At 49.4% G+C, this 14,534-nt stretch carries 11 protein-coding genes and 1 other annotated feature; of the genes, 2 read left to right on the forward strand and 9 right to left on the reverse strand.

What is annotated here, in order from left to right; genetic code table 11:
* Nucleotides 1–99: 99 nt before the first annotated feature.
* From gabT to tal, 5 genes are all read right to left on the reverse strand, one after another.
* Nucleotides 100–1,383 carry a 4-aminobutyrate--2-oxoglutarate transaminase gene (gene gabT / locus K9N75_RS18320; RefSeq protein ID WP_224451976.1) on the reverse strand — a complete coding sequence of 428 codons (1,284 nt, stop codon included), beginning with the start codon at nt 1,381–1,383 and terminating at the stop codon, nt 100–102.
* A gap of 117 nt (nt 1,384–1,500) precedes the next feature.
* Nucleotides 1,501–2,949: an NADP-dependent succinate-semialdehyde dehydrogenase gene (gabD, locus tag K9N75_RS18325; protein WP_224451977.1), complete on the reverse strand. Its 1,449-nt coding sequence runs from the start codon at nt 2,947–2,949 to the stop codon at nt 1,501–1,503.
* A 48-nt stretch (nt 2,950–2,997) separates the two neighbouring features.
* Complete coding sequence (lhgD, locus tag K9N75_RS18330) at nt 2,998–4,257, reverse strand: L-2-hydroxyglutarate dehydrogenase (protein WP_008814676.1); 1,260 nt, start codon at nt 4,255–4,257, stop codon at nt 2,998–3,000.
* 86 nt (nt 4,258–4,343) lie between these two features.
* A complete protein-coding gene (gene glaH, locus K9N75_RS18335) occupies nt 4,344–5,321 on the reverse strand; it encodes a glutarate dioxygenase GlaH (protein ID WP_008814677.1) in 978 nt (325 codons plus the stop codon).
* Between the two features lie 447 nt (nt 5,322–5,768).
* Nucleotides 5,769–6,722: a transaldolase gene (tal, locus tag K9N75_RS18340; RefSeq protein WP_035502099.1), complete on the reverse strand. Its 954-nt coding sequence runs from the start codon at nt 6,720–6,722 to the stop codon at nt 5,769–5,771.
* 478 nt (nt 6,723–7,200) lie between these two features.
* Here tal and K9N75_RS18345 point away from each other — a divergent pair, with 478 nt between their 5' ends.
* Both K9N75_RS18345 and yaaA read left to right on the forward strand, forming a co-directional pair.
* Nucleotides 7,201–8,634: an alanine/glycine:cation symporter family protein gene (locus K9N75_RS18345; protein ID WP_224451978.1), complete on the forward strand. Its 1,434-nt coding sequence runs from the start codon at nt 7,201–7,203 to the stop codon at nt 8,632–8,634.
* Nucleotides 8,635–8,763: 129 nt separating this feature from the next.
* Entirely contained in the window at nt 8,764–9,543 is a 780-nt protein-coding gene (gene yaaA, locus K9N75_RS18350; protein ID WP_224451979.1) for a peroxide stress protein YaaA, read from the forward strand.
* Nucleotides 9,544–9,674: 131 nt separating this feature from the next.
* Here yaaA and thrC read toward each other — a convergent pair whose 3' ends face one another.
* The 4 genes from thrC to thrL form a co-directional block, all read right to left on the reverse strand.
* A complete protein-coding gene (gene thrC / locus K9N75_RS18355) occupies nt 9,675–10,964 on the reverse strand; it encodes a threonine synthase (protein WP_199372272.1) in 1,290 nt (429 codons plus the stop codon).
* A gap of 3 nt (nt 10,965–10,967) precedes the next feature.
* Nucleotides 10,968–11,897, reverse strand: coding sequence for a homoserine kinase (thrB, locus tag K9N75_RS18360; RefSeq protein WP_061059566.1), 930 nt, complete (start codon nt 11,895–11,897; stop codon nt 10,968–10,970).
* Between the two features lies 1 nt (nt 11,898).
* Entirely contained in the window at nt 11,899–14,358 is a 2,460-nt protein-coding gene (gene thrA, locus K9N75_RS18365; RefSeq protein WP_130995781.1) for a bifunctional aspartate kinase/homoserine dehydrogenase I, read from the reverse strand.
* 25 nt (nt 14,359–14,383) lie between these two features.
* Nucleotides 14,384–14,507: a sequence feature (Thr leader region), on the reverse strand.
* Entirely contained in the window at nt 14,443–14,526 is an 84-nt protein-coding gene (gene thrL, locus K9N75_RS22845) for a thr operon leader peptide (protein WP_071603088.1), read from the reverse strand. (Overlaps the previous feature by 65 nt.)
* Between the last annotated feature and the right edge of the window lie 8 nt (nt 14,527–14,534).

The following is a 14,534-nucleotide window of genomic DNA, read 5'->3' on the forward strand; positions in this document are numbered from 1 at the left end:
CGGCATTCCCGCGCCGGAGCACGCGCGTTGTTATTATTTATCCATCAGACTTCCTTTATGACGGGTGCTACTCACATACCCTCAAGCACCACGTTGCGCTTAATTCTTCTTAGCCTCAGTAAAACATGCAGCAATAATATCCAACCCTTGCTTAATCTGTGCGTCGCTTACCGTCAACGGAACCAAAATACGTAGCACGTTGTAATACGGCCCACATGACAACAGGATTAACCCTTTGTCACGCGCTCTCGCCACCACTTCAGCCGTCAATTTGGCATTAGGTTTATGGACGTCGCCGTCTTCAAACAACTCGATAGCAATCATGGCGCCCAAACCACGTACATCACCAATTTCACGATGCGTCTCTGCGATACTTAATAAGCCTTCTTTCAGCTTTTGACCGACATCGTTGGCGCGCTGTAGCAGGTTTTCCTCATCGAAAGTGTCGAGCACGGCAAGCGCAGCAGCGCAGGCAATCGGGCTCCCCGCATAAGTTCCGCCTAATCCTCCCGGCGCAATGGCGTCCATGACTTCAGCTTTACCCGTTACGCCCGCGAGAGGGAAACCCCCTGCGATAGATTTAGCGAAAGTCGTGATATCGGCGGCAACGCCCAGCTGTTCCATTGCAAACAGCGTACCGGTACGTCCTGCCCCACTTTGCACTTCATCGGCTATCAGCATAATCCCGTGCTCATCGCACAGGGCCCGTAAGCGCTTCATAAAGTCCGGCGAAGCAGAGTAGAACCCACCTTCCCCTTGTACGGGTTCAATGACAATCGCCGCAATATCTTCCGGCGCTGCGTCATTTTTGAAGATGCGATGAATACTGGCGATGGCATCATTGTCGCTCACACCGTGTAACTCACACGGGTACAGCGCGCGAAATACGTGGCCTGGCATTAATCCCATCCCCGCAGAATACGGGTTCACCTTACCGGTGAGCGATAAGGTATAGTGGGTACGCCCATGATATGCCCCGCTAAAAGCAATGGTGCCGCTACGCTTTGTGGCGGCGCGAGCGATTTTCACTGCGTTTTCAACCGCCTCTGACCCCGTCGTCACCAGAAGCGTTTTCTTGGCGAAATCTCCAGGCACGCGTTTATTCATGATCTCGCACAGCTCCAGATAAGGCTCATAGGCGAGAACCTGGAAACAGGTATGCGACAACTTTTTCAGTTGAGCTTCCACCGCAGCGACGACTTTAGGATGCAAATGGCCAGTGTTCAGCACCGCAATTCCGCCTGCAAAATCGAGATACTCACGCCCTTCAACGTCCCATACGCGGCAATTTTCTGCACGCTCGGCAAAAATGGGATGGATCTGCCCCACTCCGCGTGGAACGGCGTTGCCGCGGCGCTGCATCAACTCTTTATTCGTGCTCATCAGATGTCCTCTCAGTGTTCGGGTAGGCGGCTAATGCCGCTCTATTGGCGTTAATAAATCAGTGTGGGTACCTTTATCCCAATCCCTTGAGAAAGAGATGGGCAGCATTGGGTTGTCTTACAAACCAATGCACATATATTTGATTTCTAAGTAATCCTCGATGCCATATTTGGAACCTTCTCGGCCAAGGCCTGAGGCTTTAATACCGCCAAAAGGCGCCACTTCGTTGGAGATAATTCCGGTATTAATGCCGACAATGCCGTATTCCAACGCTTCACCCACGCGGAACACACGGCTTAAATCACGAGCATAAAAATAGGCTGCCAAACCAAACTCGGTATCGTTAGCCTGAGCAATAACATCAGCTTCATCGTTAAATCTGAACAGCGGCGCTAACGGACCGAAAGTCTCTTCCTTTGCCACTTTGGCGCTAGACGGAACGTTAACGAGAATGGTGGGCTGAAAGAAATTACCGCCTAAATCGTGGGGCTTGCCGCCGGTAATGACGCGAGCACCTTTTGATAGTGCATCCTCGATATGCTCTTTCACTTTAGCCACGGCTTTTTCATCGATCAGCGGCCCCGTCGTCACCCCCTGCGTCAAACCATCGCCCAGAGTGAGTTTTTCGACTGCTGCCTGTAACTTTTCAGCAAAAGCGTCATAGACCCCATCCTGCACATACAAGCGGTTAGCGCAGACACAGGTTTGCCCCGCATTACGGAATTTAGAGGCTAAAGCACCTTCCACCGCTTTATCTAAATCAGCATCATCAAACACAATAAACGGCGCATTGCCGCCCAGTTCGAGAGAAACTTTTTTGATATCTTTGGCACATTGCTGCATAAGCTGGCGGCCAATCTCTGTCGAACCAGTGAAAGAGAGCTTACGTACCAATGCGTTACCGGTAAGCTCATTACCAACCTCACTGGCAGATCCGGTCACGACGTTAAATACCCCAGCAGGGATACCAGCACGCTGAGCGAGCTCGGCTAACGCTAGAGCAGAAAACGGCGTTTGGCTGGCGGGTTTGAGTACCATTGTGCAACCTGCGGCAAGCGCAGGTCCTGCTTTACGAGTAATCATTGCTGCAGGAAAATTCCACGGTGTAATCGCAGCGGTAACACCAATGGGCTGCTTAATCACGATAAGACGTTTATCCGCCTGATGCCCCGGAATTGTGTCGCCATAAATACGTTTGCCCTCTTCGGCAAACCATTCGATAAAAGAGGCCGCGTAGGCAATTTCACCCTTAGCCTCGGCGAGCGGCTTGCCCTGCTCCAGCGTCATTAACTTGGCAAGATCGTCTTGATTAGCCATCATCAAATCAAACCAGCGACGTAAAATCACCGCGCGCTCTTTGGCGGTCAATGCACGCCATGCGGGCAGAGCCTGATTAGCCGCTTCAATGGCGGCGCGAGTTTCATCTGCCCCCATTTTGGGCACCGTGCCCAATAACTGACCATTGGCCGGATTTGTCACGTCTATGGTTTGTTGATGACTGGCATCACGCCATTCCCCTTGAATAAAGGCCTGCTGACGAAATAGCTTATGGTCGTTAAGTTGCATTTTTATTTCCTTACTCATCATTAATTTAGCTATTTTTATGCGGTATTTTTACGGCACTGCAAACGCAGTTTTATCTTTAATATTCGCGGTTAATGAACGACCGAGATGAGTTTGCCCAGCCAACAAAGCCTGAACTTTACTTACAATATGCGTGCCAATGGGAATGGCTGAAGTCGCCGCCGGTGAAGGTGCATTGCAGACGTGGATACTGCGTGCGGTCGTCACGAACAGGAAGTCGTCGATAAGTTTGCCGTCGGGAGATACGGCCTGCGCACGGACACCTGCGGGATAAGGCTGCAGATCGTTTTTCGTTAAGCTAGGGCAATACTTTTGTACGCGTTTGAGGTACCCACTCTTACACAAGGAATTCTTCATCTCGTCCAAACCTGATTTCAGGTTTTGACGCATAACGCTGCGGATACCAGAAGAACCCAATATCTCCAGCGTATCGCTCAATGAAATATCGCGCTTACGGTAGCCCTCACGCTTAAATGCCAGCACGGCGTTTGGCCCCACGGTCACGCTACCGTCGATCATGCGGGTTAGATGCACGCCGAGGAATGGCATTGCTGGATCGGGAATGGGATAAATAAGATGGTTGACGATCTGATTGTGCTGCGGCGCTAAACGGAAATACTCACCACGGAATGGGCAGATAATGAATCCGGGATCGATGCCCAGCATTTTCACCAAACGATCCGCCATTAGGCCAGAACAGGTGATCAGGTTAGATCCTTCGTATTCCCCCTGAGTCGTGGAAACAATCACACCCTGCGCATGTTCCTGAAGAGCGGTGACTTCTGCGTTATAAAAAATCTCGCCACCAGCCGCACGAAAGCGCTCGGCCATCGCGGCGGTCACTTCGGTGTAGCTCACAATGCCGCTGGAAGGAACCAGAATACCGCCTAAGCCCACAATATTGGGTTCGCGCTCGTGTAGCTCTTCTGCGCTAAGCCAGTAACGCTCTAAGCCGTTAGCTTCGGTGCGATCCCACAGCGCACGCATCCGTTCCATTTCCAGCGCTGAAGTTGCCACCAGCATTTTTCCACAGGTGTCATATCGAATGCCGGTTTCGTCGCAAAACGCTTTGGTCGCACGGTTACCTTCAAGGCAAAACTTAGCCTTTAGACTACCGGGCGTGTAATAAACCCCCGCATGTATTACACCGCTGTTATGCCCAGTTTGATGACGCGCGGGGCCGCTCTCTTTTTCTAGCACTGCAATACGGGCGTCAGGGTAAACGCCGATCAACTGCATGGCCGTCGACATTCCAATAATGCCACCGCCAACGATCACAAAGTCATACATCCGGCTAATTCCTTCCTCGAACTTTCTTGCGTGCTCTCGTACTTACATACACAAGGGCACGCTTGGTTAATAAAAGGCAGGGGGGCTTATTGCCCTGTCTGATAGTGCGAAGTGGAATAGCTGATATAACCACGCTGACGCATCAACTCTCGGCGCAGTTCTGGATGCGGTGTAAAACGATCGCGGCCATGTAGCCAGAACAGGTTGTTAATCAGCAACAGCTTTCCAACCGGAACCGGAACCGAAACAATATTGCGGCTACCTTCTAAGGCGTCTGATAACTCACTCAGCCAGTTCCCCTCTTCAAAATCTTTTGGTTGGACAAACTGATCGATATACCGCATCACAGGACGGCCTAGCCCATCGACATCAAATACGGGATGGAAAACATCTTGCGAGACATTTTTGCTCGGTGGCGCAGTCCAACGCATTGGTCGGCGTGCCAGAGGATGACTGAAATATTTGTCCAGCGATTCCCAATCATCGAGATGTAGCAGAAGGGAGTTTCCGCCTTGCATATTCTGTTCATCGATTTTCATCATCAAAACATAGTCAGTCACTTCGTCGACAAAAGTGCCGTCGTTATGCAACTCCAGCACACGATGTGGCTGACGCAGATAGCTATCTGAACTATCGACATTTTTCACCACAAAACGCGCATAGAATTGGCCACTCATCGCATCGTAGTTTGAACGACCAATGAGATGAGCTACCGCGGTAGCAATTTTTACCATCTCATCAGCTTGCTCAACGTGATCGATACCGTCTGCGCCAATCAGTAGCGCGCCCTGTGAGCGGGAAAGAATGGTATTGAGCAACAGCGGCTGGAGCTGCTCTGCGCAGAGTTCATTGAGGATCTTTGCCACTCGGAAACGCAGGAAAGATTTGTACTCCAATGCCTGTACCGGCCATTCTTCAACTAACGATAAAAAGCGTTGGATTGTGGTTGCATCAAAATTGAGTTCAAGCATGCGCGGCGACTGTGCAGAGGGTCGAACGGTAAAGCCCTGCCCATTGGCTTTAGCTTCAGAGATATCCTGTTTTACGGCGGTTAACGCATTCATCAGAAAGTATCCTCGTTGCAGAAAATTATCTTCGGCAGAGCAATTCCTAGACATGCTCATTTCGTAGCCATAATCTAAAAATATCTACATTTTTGAGAATTGCGTATAAAAAGCACAGAAATGTTTATTTTTTGTGATCAAAGATACACATTTTATTTACATGAAGGGACTAAGGGATTAGCGGGAAAATAATTAATTTCTTTAAATTCAAATAATTATTTATTATCCAATAGGATGGGAAGAAAAATGGATGTTATTTGGATGTAAAAAAACCAGCCCTAAGGCTTAATGCTGATCGTTTAAGAGATCGAGATACACGGGGTTAGCACACCGCGGGGCGCTCCGGCAGCTAAAGCTGCTACGACCCCATCGGTGTACTTCCCCTAAAATCACGCTTAAGTGACCAGCATTAGCCCTAAGGCTGGTTTCATTGGCTGAATAGCGAGATTACAGCAGATCAGCGATCATTTTTTCCAGTTTGCCCTGGTCTACGGCAAACTTACGGATGCCATCAGACAGTTTATCAACGGCCATTGGATCCTGATTGTGCTGCCAGTAGAATTCCGCTTCGGTCAAACGGGCTGGACGCGCTTTGATTTCGCCGGTGTAGCTCAGTTTACGCTCAACGTCGCCCTGTGCTTCAGACAGTTCTTTTAACAATGCAGGTGCGATAGTCAGACGGTCACAACCAGCCAGTTCCAGAATTTCGCCCATGTTACGGAAGCTTGCGCCCATAACCACGGTTTCATAGCCGTGCTGCTTGTAGTATTCGTAGATTTCGGTCACAGACACTACACCCGGATCTTCGTTTGGCGCGTATTCTTTCTTATCGGTGTTAGCTTTGTACCAGTCAAGGATACGACCAACAAACGGAGAAATCAGGTATACGCCAGCTTCTGCACAAGCACGAGCCTGCGCGAAGGAGAACAACAGAGTCAGGTTACAGTTGATACCTTCTTTTTCCAGCTGTTCAGCAGCACGGATACCCTGCCAAGTAGAAGCCAGTTTGATCAGAATGCGATCGTTGCTAATGCCAGCATCGTTATACATTTTGATCAGACGCTTAGCCTTAGCGACGCTTGCTTCAGTGTCATAAGACATGCGGGCGTCAACTTCAGTAGAAATACGGCCCGGAACCAGTTTCAAGATTTCCAAACCGATATTGACGGCCAGCTTATCTGAAGCATCCACAACCTGCTGAGCTTTGTCGTTGCTCTGGCTGCGAGCCCAAGCGATAGCTTCATCGATCAGCTTACGGTATTCAGGAATTTGTGCCGCATTCAGAATCAAAGAAGGGTTGGTCGTTGCATCTTGTGGTTGATACAACTTCATTGCGGCGATATCGCCGGTGTCGGCCACAACGGTGGTCAGCTGGCGTAGGGATGTCAGTTTATCGGTCATTTTTAGCGTTTCCATTATTGGTGCATAAAACCAGAATTAATGCAGCAATGGTTTTGCTTGTCACTTTTGAGCTATAACACTGATAACCCCAAGTGAATAACGCCATTGTGCATGAACTGTTGGCGGTTTATGACGTGCCTATCGCTGATAATAACACGCATCACGTGTTGCGCAATGCACTAAACTCGTCATAAAACCTATCACTTTTATCGGTTCTAACGCAGAAATGGCAAGCAACCGTTTTCGGCCTAAGTAAAAACAGCGCATAGCCGATAACAAGAATAAATCGCCATAGGTTTTCAAACTTATGCTACATTCTTGCCGTTTTTTCAAACCACACTTTTGCGCGAGTTGCGCAACGCCGAAGCCCATTTGTCACAATAAAAATATCCTCGGCTAGGTAAAATTTGCGTAATGCTTGCCGATGTAGTTACAGCAGGTATAGTTACGCTAAGTAATTAAACACCAGGAGAGCATTTTGACGGATCTAATTAACTTTATTAACAGCATATTGTGGGGATCGGTACTGATCTACCTTCTGATCGGTACCGGTCTATTTTTCACTATACGTACCGGTTTTATTCAGTTTCGCCACTTCGGCCATATGTTTTCGGTACTCAAGAACAGCAACAAGTCAGACACGGCTGGGATTTCCTCATTTCAAGCACTCTGCACCAGCCTAGCGGCTCGCGTTGGCACGGGTAATCTTACCGGCGTGGCGATTGCCATCACCGCTGGTGGTCCTGGCGCGATTTTCTGGATGTGGGTGGTCGCTATTATCGGCATGTCGACATCCTTTATTGAAAGTACGCTGGCTCAGTTATACAAAACCAAAGACGATCAAGGGAACTATCGCGGCGGCCCAGCCTACTACATGGAGAAAGGGCTAGGCATGCGCTGGATGGGAGTGCTGTTTTCCATCTTCTTAATTATCGCATTTGGTTTGGTATTCAACGCCGTCCAGTCAAATTCTATCGCACAGGCAACAGCCGTCGCCTTTGGTATACAGCCATTTTATGTTGGCATTGGATTGGTGATCCTCAGTGGCGCTATTATTTTTGGTGGGCTACGTTCAATTGCCAAAACAGCAGAGCTCATTGTTCCGTTTATGGCAATTGCCTATCTTCTGCTCGCGTTCTGGGTGGTGGGACATAATCTAAGTCGTATGCCTGAAGTGATTATGCTGATTTTTAGAAGCGCTTTTGGTCTGCAGGAGGCCGCTGCCGGCGCAGTCGGTTATGGTATTGCCCAAGCAATGACGCAAGGGATTCAGCGCGGTCTATTCTCAAACGAAGCGGGAATGGGCTCGGCGCCTAACGCAGCAGCGTCAGCAACCCCTTACCCGCCGCATCCGGCGTCACAAGGCTATGTGCAGATGTTTGGAGTGTTTGTAGATACTTTGGTTATCTGTAGCGCTACAGCCGCTATCATCCTGTCATCCGGAGCATTAGAGCATACGTCAGGTTCCATCAGCGGTATTGAACTCACCCAGCGTGCACTCTCTTCTGCCGTGGGAGGGTGGGGCACTATCTTTATCGCCACCGCCATCTTCTTCTTCGGCTTTACGTCAATCATCGCTAACTACTCCTATGCTGAAAGTAATCTCATTTTCCTTGAGCATAACCATCCTGCTGGGCTGATGCTGTTTCGTTGCTGCACGCTCGGCATGGTGATGTTTGGTACCCTTGCCGAATTACCGCTAGTGTGGAAGATGGCCGATCTTTCGATGGCGATGATGGCCATCACTAACCTAATTGCCATTTTGCTGCTCTCAGGCGTGGCGCTCAAACTGGCTAAGGACTATAACCACCAGCGCAGTATTGGCCGATTACCTACTTTTGACATCAGCCAATACCCTGAAATCCAACAGCAGGTTGAGCCCGGTATTTGGGACAAGCCTAAATCTGAATAATTCATAGACTCCATCATCCGCTATTCATCATTAGGGGAGCAAACTATCGCTCCCCTATCACACTGATTCATCACTCCGCATAATAAATTTGTTACATTAGTCACCAGACACTAACCACAGGATCGATCCATGCTGATTATTATTTCACCTGCCAAAACGCTGGATTATGAAAGTCCGCTGGCGACAACGCGCTTTACCCAACCTGAGTTGCTCGATCACTCTGCCGAACTGATGGAGTACTGTCGTGAGCTAACACCTGCGCAAATCGGCAGTCTGATGAAAATCAGCGATAAATTAGCAGGCCTAAATGCGGCTCGTTTTGCAGAATGGCAGCCTAATTTCACGCCGCAAAATGCCCGTCAGGCTATTTTGGCATTCAAAGGCGATGTTTATACGGGTCTTCATGCTGAAGATTTCAGCGAGCAAGACTTCGACTTTGCTCAACAACACCTACGCATGCTCTCTGGACTGTATGGTTTACTGCGTCCGTTGGATTTGATGATGCCTTATCGTTTAGAGATGGGCATCAAGTTACACAACGCTAAAGGCAATGATCTGTATAGCTTCTGGGGCGATTTGCTCACCGAAAAATTAAACCAGCAGCTAAAAGAACAAGGCGATGATGTGCTGATCAATTTGGCCTCCGATGAGTACTTTAAAGCCGTCAAACCCGCCAAACTGGATGGCCAACTGATTAAGCCAGTGTTTTTAGATGAGAAAGGTGGGAAATTTAAAGTCATCAGTTTCTACGCTAAAAAAGCGCGTGGACTAATGAGCCGCTTTATTATCCAGAACCAATTGACTCAGCCAGAACAGCTGAAAGATTTCAACCTTGAAGGTTATTTCTTTGATGAAGAAAAAATTGATAAATCAGGCAGCGAGCTAATTTTTAAACGCCACGAGGCGTAAACCGCTGACAACGTTGCAGGGAGCAAGAAACATATGAATGTGCTCCTTGCTCCCTCGGCGTGGTAGACCCGCGTATCTCGATCTCTTAAACGATCAGGACACCTAGCTTTTTATCACTTATTTTCGCGTTTTCACTTTGCCCATTGCATCATAAAAGCGCGAAGCGGAACGAAATCTGCCGCCATCTGATGCGAGAGCAGAGGCAAATTGGCGCGTTCTGCCAGTTCGGCAGGCAAAGGTAAGTCGCTAGATAAAATCTCGTCAACCACCTCTTTAAATTTCGCTGGGTGTGCAGTGCCCAAGAACAAACCAAACTCGCCCGGTTGCAATGTATCGCGCAACACACGATACGCAATCGCAGCATGTGGCTCAGAGATATACCCCAACTGGGAAAGTTCGCGCACGGTCTGGCGTGTGACATCATCAGAAACATGCCCATACGCCAACTCTTTTAGCTGCCAAATTTTACGCCGGAATAGCTCTTCTACTCGTGGCCAGTTATTTGGGCGGCTCACATCCATCGCATTCGACAATGTCGCTACGGTGTTGTGCGGTTGCCATTGTCCCGTAGCAAGAAAACGAGGGACGGTATCGTTCGCGTTGGTCGCCGCGATAAAGCGTTTGATTGGCAGCCCCAACGATTTCGCCAACAGACCCGCGGTTAAATCACCAAAGTTACCGCTGGGAACAGAAACCACCAACTGGTTGCGCGCTTCCTGCGGGAGTTGAGCCACAGCTTCAAAGTAATAACAGATTTGCGCCAACAATCGGCTGATATTGATAGAGTTAGCAGAGTTAAGTCCCAATGCCTTTTTCAGTTCTTCATCATCAAAAGCCTGTTTGACCAGCGCCTGACAATCATCAAAATCCCCCTCAATGGCAATCGTCTGAATATTTCCACCTAAGGTACAAAATAACTTTTCCTGCAGTGGGCTAATTTTGCCCTGCGGGTACAGAATAACAACCCGCACGTTTTCCAAGCCATAAAACGCATGGGCCACTGCAGCTCCGGTATCGCCCGAGGTCGCCGTCAGAATGGTCACTGGCTCATTGCCGGCGACTTCCTGCAGCATCTGCGCCATAAAGCGCCCGCCGAAGTCTTTAAACGCTAGCGTAGGCCCATGGAAGAGCTCCAATGCTGCAATGTCAGGCTCAACCGAAGCAACTGGTGCAGGGAAAGCAAACGCTGCTTTGACTCGGCGATAAATCACGTCTGCTGAGAATTCATCCCCCAGATATGCCGATAAAATATTAGCACTGCGGGTAACAAAATCTTGTTGTAAGAGCTTATCGATCTCTGTCAGTTCAAACTCAGGGAGCTCAAGAGGGAAAAATAGCCCCTGATTCTTACCTAACCCCTGTTTAATCGCCTGCGCAAAGCTGACCTGTTCGTTATGATCTTTCAAATTATAAAGTTTCATGCATTATCCCAGTCGTCGTGCGCCTGCGTTATCCAGACGGCAAATGTGAACAAAACCTTCTTCGTTTTGCAGATAGTTATTTTCCAGCCACTGTGCCATACGCTGAGCAGTATCTTGACGATCGCAAATGGCAAACAGCGTTGGGCCAGAACCAGAAATCCCGCAGGCTAGTGCGCCGATATCCTGCGCAGCCTGACGTGCCTGCGCAAATCCGGGTAACAGTCGAGTACGGTATGGTTCGGCAATAACATCATGCATCAATTTAGCCGCCAAAACGGGCTGGCGGGTATGGCACGCATGGATGAAACCGGCCAGATAGCGTCCGTGGCTGATACAGTCTTGTCGGCGATACTGAGCAGGTAAAATAGCGCGGGCTTCAGCGGTGGAAACTTTGATGCCCGGATAAGCCATCACCCAGAACCATTCATCGAAACCGGGAACGGTTTGGCTAATGATGCCGTTTTCTTCCAAAATCAACTGCAACCCACCGAGGTAACACGGTGCAACGTTGTCATAATGCACGCTGCCGGAAATGCGCCCTTCCATTTCCCCCATCAGAGCTAATAGCTGAGTTTGATCGAGTGGTTGCTCCGCGAACTCATTGAGAGCCATTAATGCGGCCACAACGGAGCAAGCACTAGATCCTAAACCAGAGCCAATAGGCATATTCTTTTCTAGTACCATCGCTACCGGCAGTTCGTGACCAATGGCCTGACAGAAGCGCTCCCAGCACTGATATACAATGTTATCTTTCGGATCGCTTGGCAGCTTACTTACGAAGCTACCTTTCGCACTCAAGCTGAATACATCCGCAGCTTCAACGCTAACGCAATCACCAAGAAATTGGCCATCAATAGGTGACACGGCGGCCCCCAACACATCAAAACCCACGCTGACGTTACCAATTGAAGCCGGTGCGTAAACCTTAACCATATTAGACTCCCAACTTCCATGACAAAGTACGCAGCAAATCTGCAAATACACCGGCAGCGGTCACGTCGTTACCCGCACCGTAGCCCCGCAGAACCAGTGGAATCGGCTGATAATAGCGACTGTAAAACGCTAAGGCATTTTCGCCATTTTTCACTTTATAGAGCGGATCATTGCCATCCGCTTCTACCATTTTGACCTGACAGCGACCATCAACAATTTGTCCAACGTAACGCAGCACCGCTCCTTTCGCGCGCGCTTTCTCCACTCGTTCAGCAAACCCATCGTCTAACTGTGGTAGGTGAGCCAAGAACGCCGATGTATCCCCACCTGCGTCGAAATCGGCAGGCAGCACAGACTCAACCTCAATGTCGTTCAGCTCCATGCTGTAGCCCGCTTCACGCGCCAAAATAAGTAGCTTACGTGCGACGTCCATTCCAGAAAGATCGTCACGTGGATCGGGCTCGGTATAGCCGAGTTTCTTCGCCTCAAGCGTGGCTTGCGATAAAGACATCCCCTCCTCTAACTTGCCGAAAATAAAGGAGAGAGAACCAGACAAAATCCCAGAGAACTGTACTAGCTCATCGCCAGCGCTCAGCAAATTTTGCAGGTTTTCGATAACCGGCAAACCCGCACCGACGTTGGTGTCGTATAAAAACTTACGGCGCGACCCCGCTGCTGCCTGACGCAGTTGATGGTAGTAGTTCATGGAGCCGGTGTTGGCTTTCTTGTTTGGCGTCACCACGTGGAAACCGTTGCTAAGGAAATCAGCATATTGATCGGCAACTTCCTGACTGGAGGTACAGTCAACAATCACGGGATTCAGCAAATGGTATTCGTTCACTAAACGGATTAAGCGACCAAGGTTAAACGGCTCTCTGGCATCAGCTAATTCACTCTGCCAGCGATCGAGTTCAATACCATGCACGTTGGTTAGCAGCGCCCGCGAGTTCGCGATACCACACACTCGCAGGTCGATATGTTTATTCTTCAGCCATGATTGTTGGCGATGGATCTGCTCAATTAGCGCACCGCCTACGCCACCGGAACCAATCACAAAGACCTCAATCACCTGATCGGTATTGAACAACATCTGGTGGCTGACACGAACGGCCGTGGTCGCTGAGTCGTTATTAACTACCACGGAAATAGAGCGTTCTGAAGAGCCCTGTGCAATCGCAACAATATTGATATTGGCACGCGCCAGAGCGGAGAAGAACTTAGCCGAAATACCGCGCATAGTCCGCATACCATCACCGACGACGGAGATTATCGCTAAGTGCTCAGTGACATCCAGCGGCTCTAGCAAACCGTCTTTCAGCTCTAGATAGAATTCTTCGTTCAGTGCACTTTGCGCACGCTCCAGCTCACGCTGAGGGATGCAGAAGCTAATGCTGTATTCGGATGAGGACTGTGTGATCAGCACGACCGAAATCCCACTACGCGACATGACCGCAAACACGCGCGCCGCCATGCCAACCATACCTTTCATGCCTGGACCGGAGACGTTGATCATCGCCATATTGTTCAGGTTAGTTATGCCTTTTACCGGTACGCCATCAGCACCACTTTCGCGACCGATGAGAGTTCCGGGAGCTTGGGGATTTGCGGTATTTTTGATGAGGCAGGGAATTTGGAACTGGGCGATAGGTGCAATGGTGCGAGGATGAAGAACTTTGGCGCCAAAATAAGAGAGCTCCATCGCCTCTTGATATGACATTGATTTTAATAATCTTGCATCGGGTACAGTGCGTGGATCGCAAGTGTATACGCCGTCAACGTCGGTCCAGATCTCACAACAATCAGCGCGCAGGCAGGCCGCGAGCACCGCAGCGGAATAATCAGAGCCATTGCGGCCTAATACCACCAGTTCGCCTTTATCGTTACCTGCGGTGAAACCCGCCATTAATACCATGTGATCGGCAGGAATCGGTTCATCAGCGATGCGACGAGTGGACTCCGCAATATCTACGGTTGATTCCAGATAGCCGCCAACGGCCAAAAGTTTTTCCACCGGATTAATCACGCTAACGCCGTAACCACGCGCCTTAAGCAGCTCTGCCATAATTGCAATCGAGAGTTTTTCACCGCGACAAATCATCGCTGCATTCACACTATCTGGGCATTGTCCCAACAGCGAGATACCATGCAACACCTGTTTGATTTGAGCAAACTCAGCGTCAACCAGCTGTTTAAGGCGGCCATATTCAAATCCAGACTGAGCCTGATCAAGCCCTGTCAGTAAATCGGCAAAAATCGTTTCTGCGTCGCTGATATTTGGCAGCGCATCTTGTCCGGCAATCGTTTTTTCTACCATCGCCACTAAGTGATTGGTTATTTTCGCCGGCGCAGACAGCACGGTGGCAACCTGTCCCTGACGGGCATTATTTTCTAAGATGTCAGCAACGCGCAGAAACCGATCTGCATTCGCCACTGAGGTACCACCAAATTTCAGCACTCGCATTTGTAACACTCTCCCGAATTAGGCTTAAAAAAAAGCCCGCACTGTTTAGGTGCGGGCTTTTTTCTTTCTCTTTTTCTGTACGCGTCAGCCCGCCCCGTTACATGTAGTATCGGTGGTGGTAATAATTGTTGTGGTGTTCAGGCTGTAGTTATGAAAACTAATACGCATCTCTGTCT

This window comes from Hafnia paralvei (genome assembly GCF_020150375.1).
Classification (GTDB): domain Bacteria; phylum Pseudomonadota; class Gammaproteobacteria; order Enterobacterales; family Enterobacteriaceae; genus Hafnia; species Hafnia paralvei.

Excerpts from the sequence above, each read along its gene's own strand:
- gabD (WP_224451977.1), bottom strand. The coding sequence starts at position 2,949 with ATGCAACTTAACGACCATAAGCTATTTCGTCAGCAGGCCTTTATTCAA.
- lhgD (WP_008814676.1), bottom strand. The coding sequence starts at position 4,257 with ATGTATGACTTTGTGATCGTTGGCGGTGGCATTATTGGAATGTCGACG.
- yaaA (WP_224451979.1), top strand. The coding sequence starts at position 8,764 with ATGCTGATTATTATTTCACCTGCCAAAACGCTGGATTATGAAAGTCCG.
- thrL (WP_071603088.1), bottom strand. The coding sequence starts at position 14,526 with ATGCGTATTAGTTTTCATAACTACAGCCTGAACACCACAACAATTATT.
- thrC (WP_199372272.1), bottom strand. The coding sequence starts at position 10,964 with ATGAAACTTTATAATTTGAAAGATCATAACGAACAGGTCAGCTTTGCG.
- thrB (WP_061059566.1), bottom strand. The coding sequence starts at position 11,897 with ATGGTTAAGGTTTACGCACCGGCTTCAATTGGTAACGTCAGCGTGGGT.
- tal (WP_035502099.1), bottom strand. The coding sequence starts at position 6,722 with ATGACCGATAAACTGACATCCCTACGCCAGCTGACCACCGTTGTGGCC.
- gabT (WP_224451976.1), bottom strand. The coding sequence starts at position 1,383 with ATGAGCACGAATAAAGAGTTGATGCAGCGCCGCGGCAACGCCGTTCCA.
- thrA (WP_130995781.1), bottom strand. The coding sequence starts at position 14,358 with ATGCGAGTGCTGAAATTTGGTGGTACCTCAGTGGCGAATGCAGATCGG.
- glaH (WP_008814677.1), bottom strand. The coding sequence starts at position 5,321 with ATGAATGCGTTAACCGCCGTAAAACAGGATATCTCTGAAGCTAAAGCC.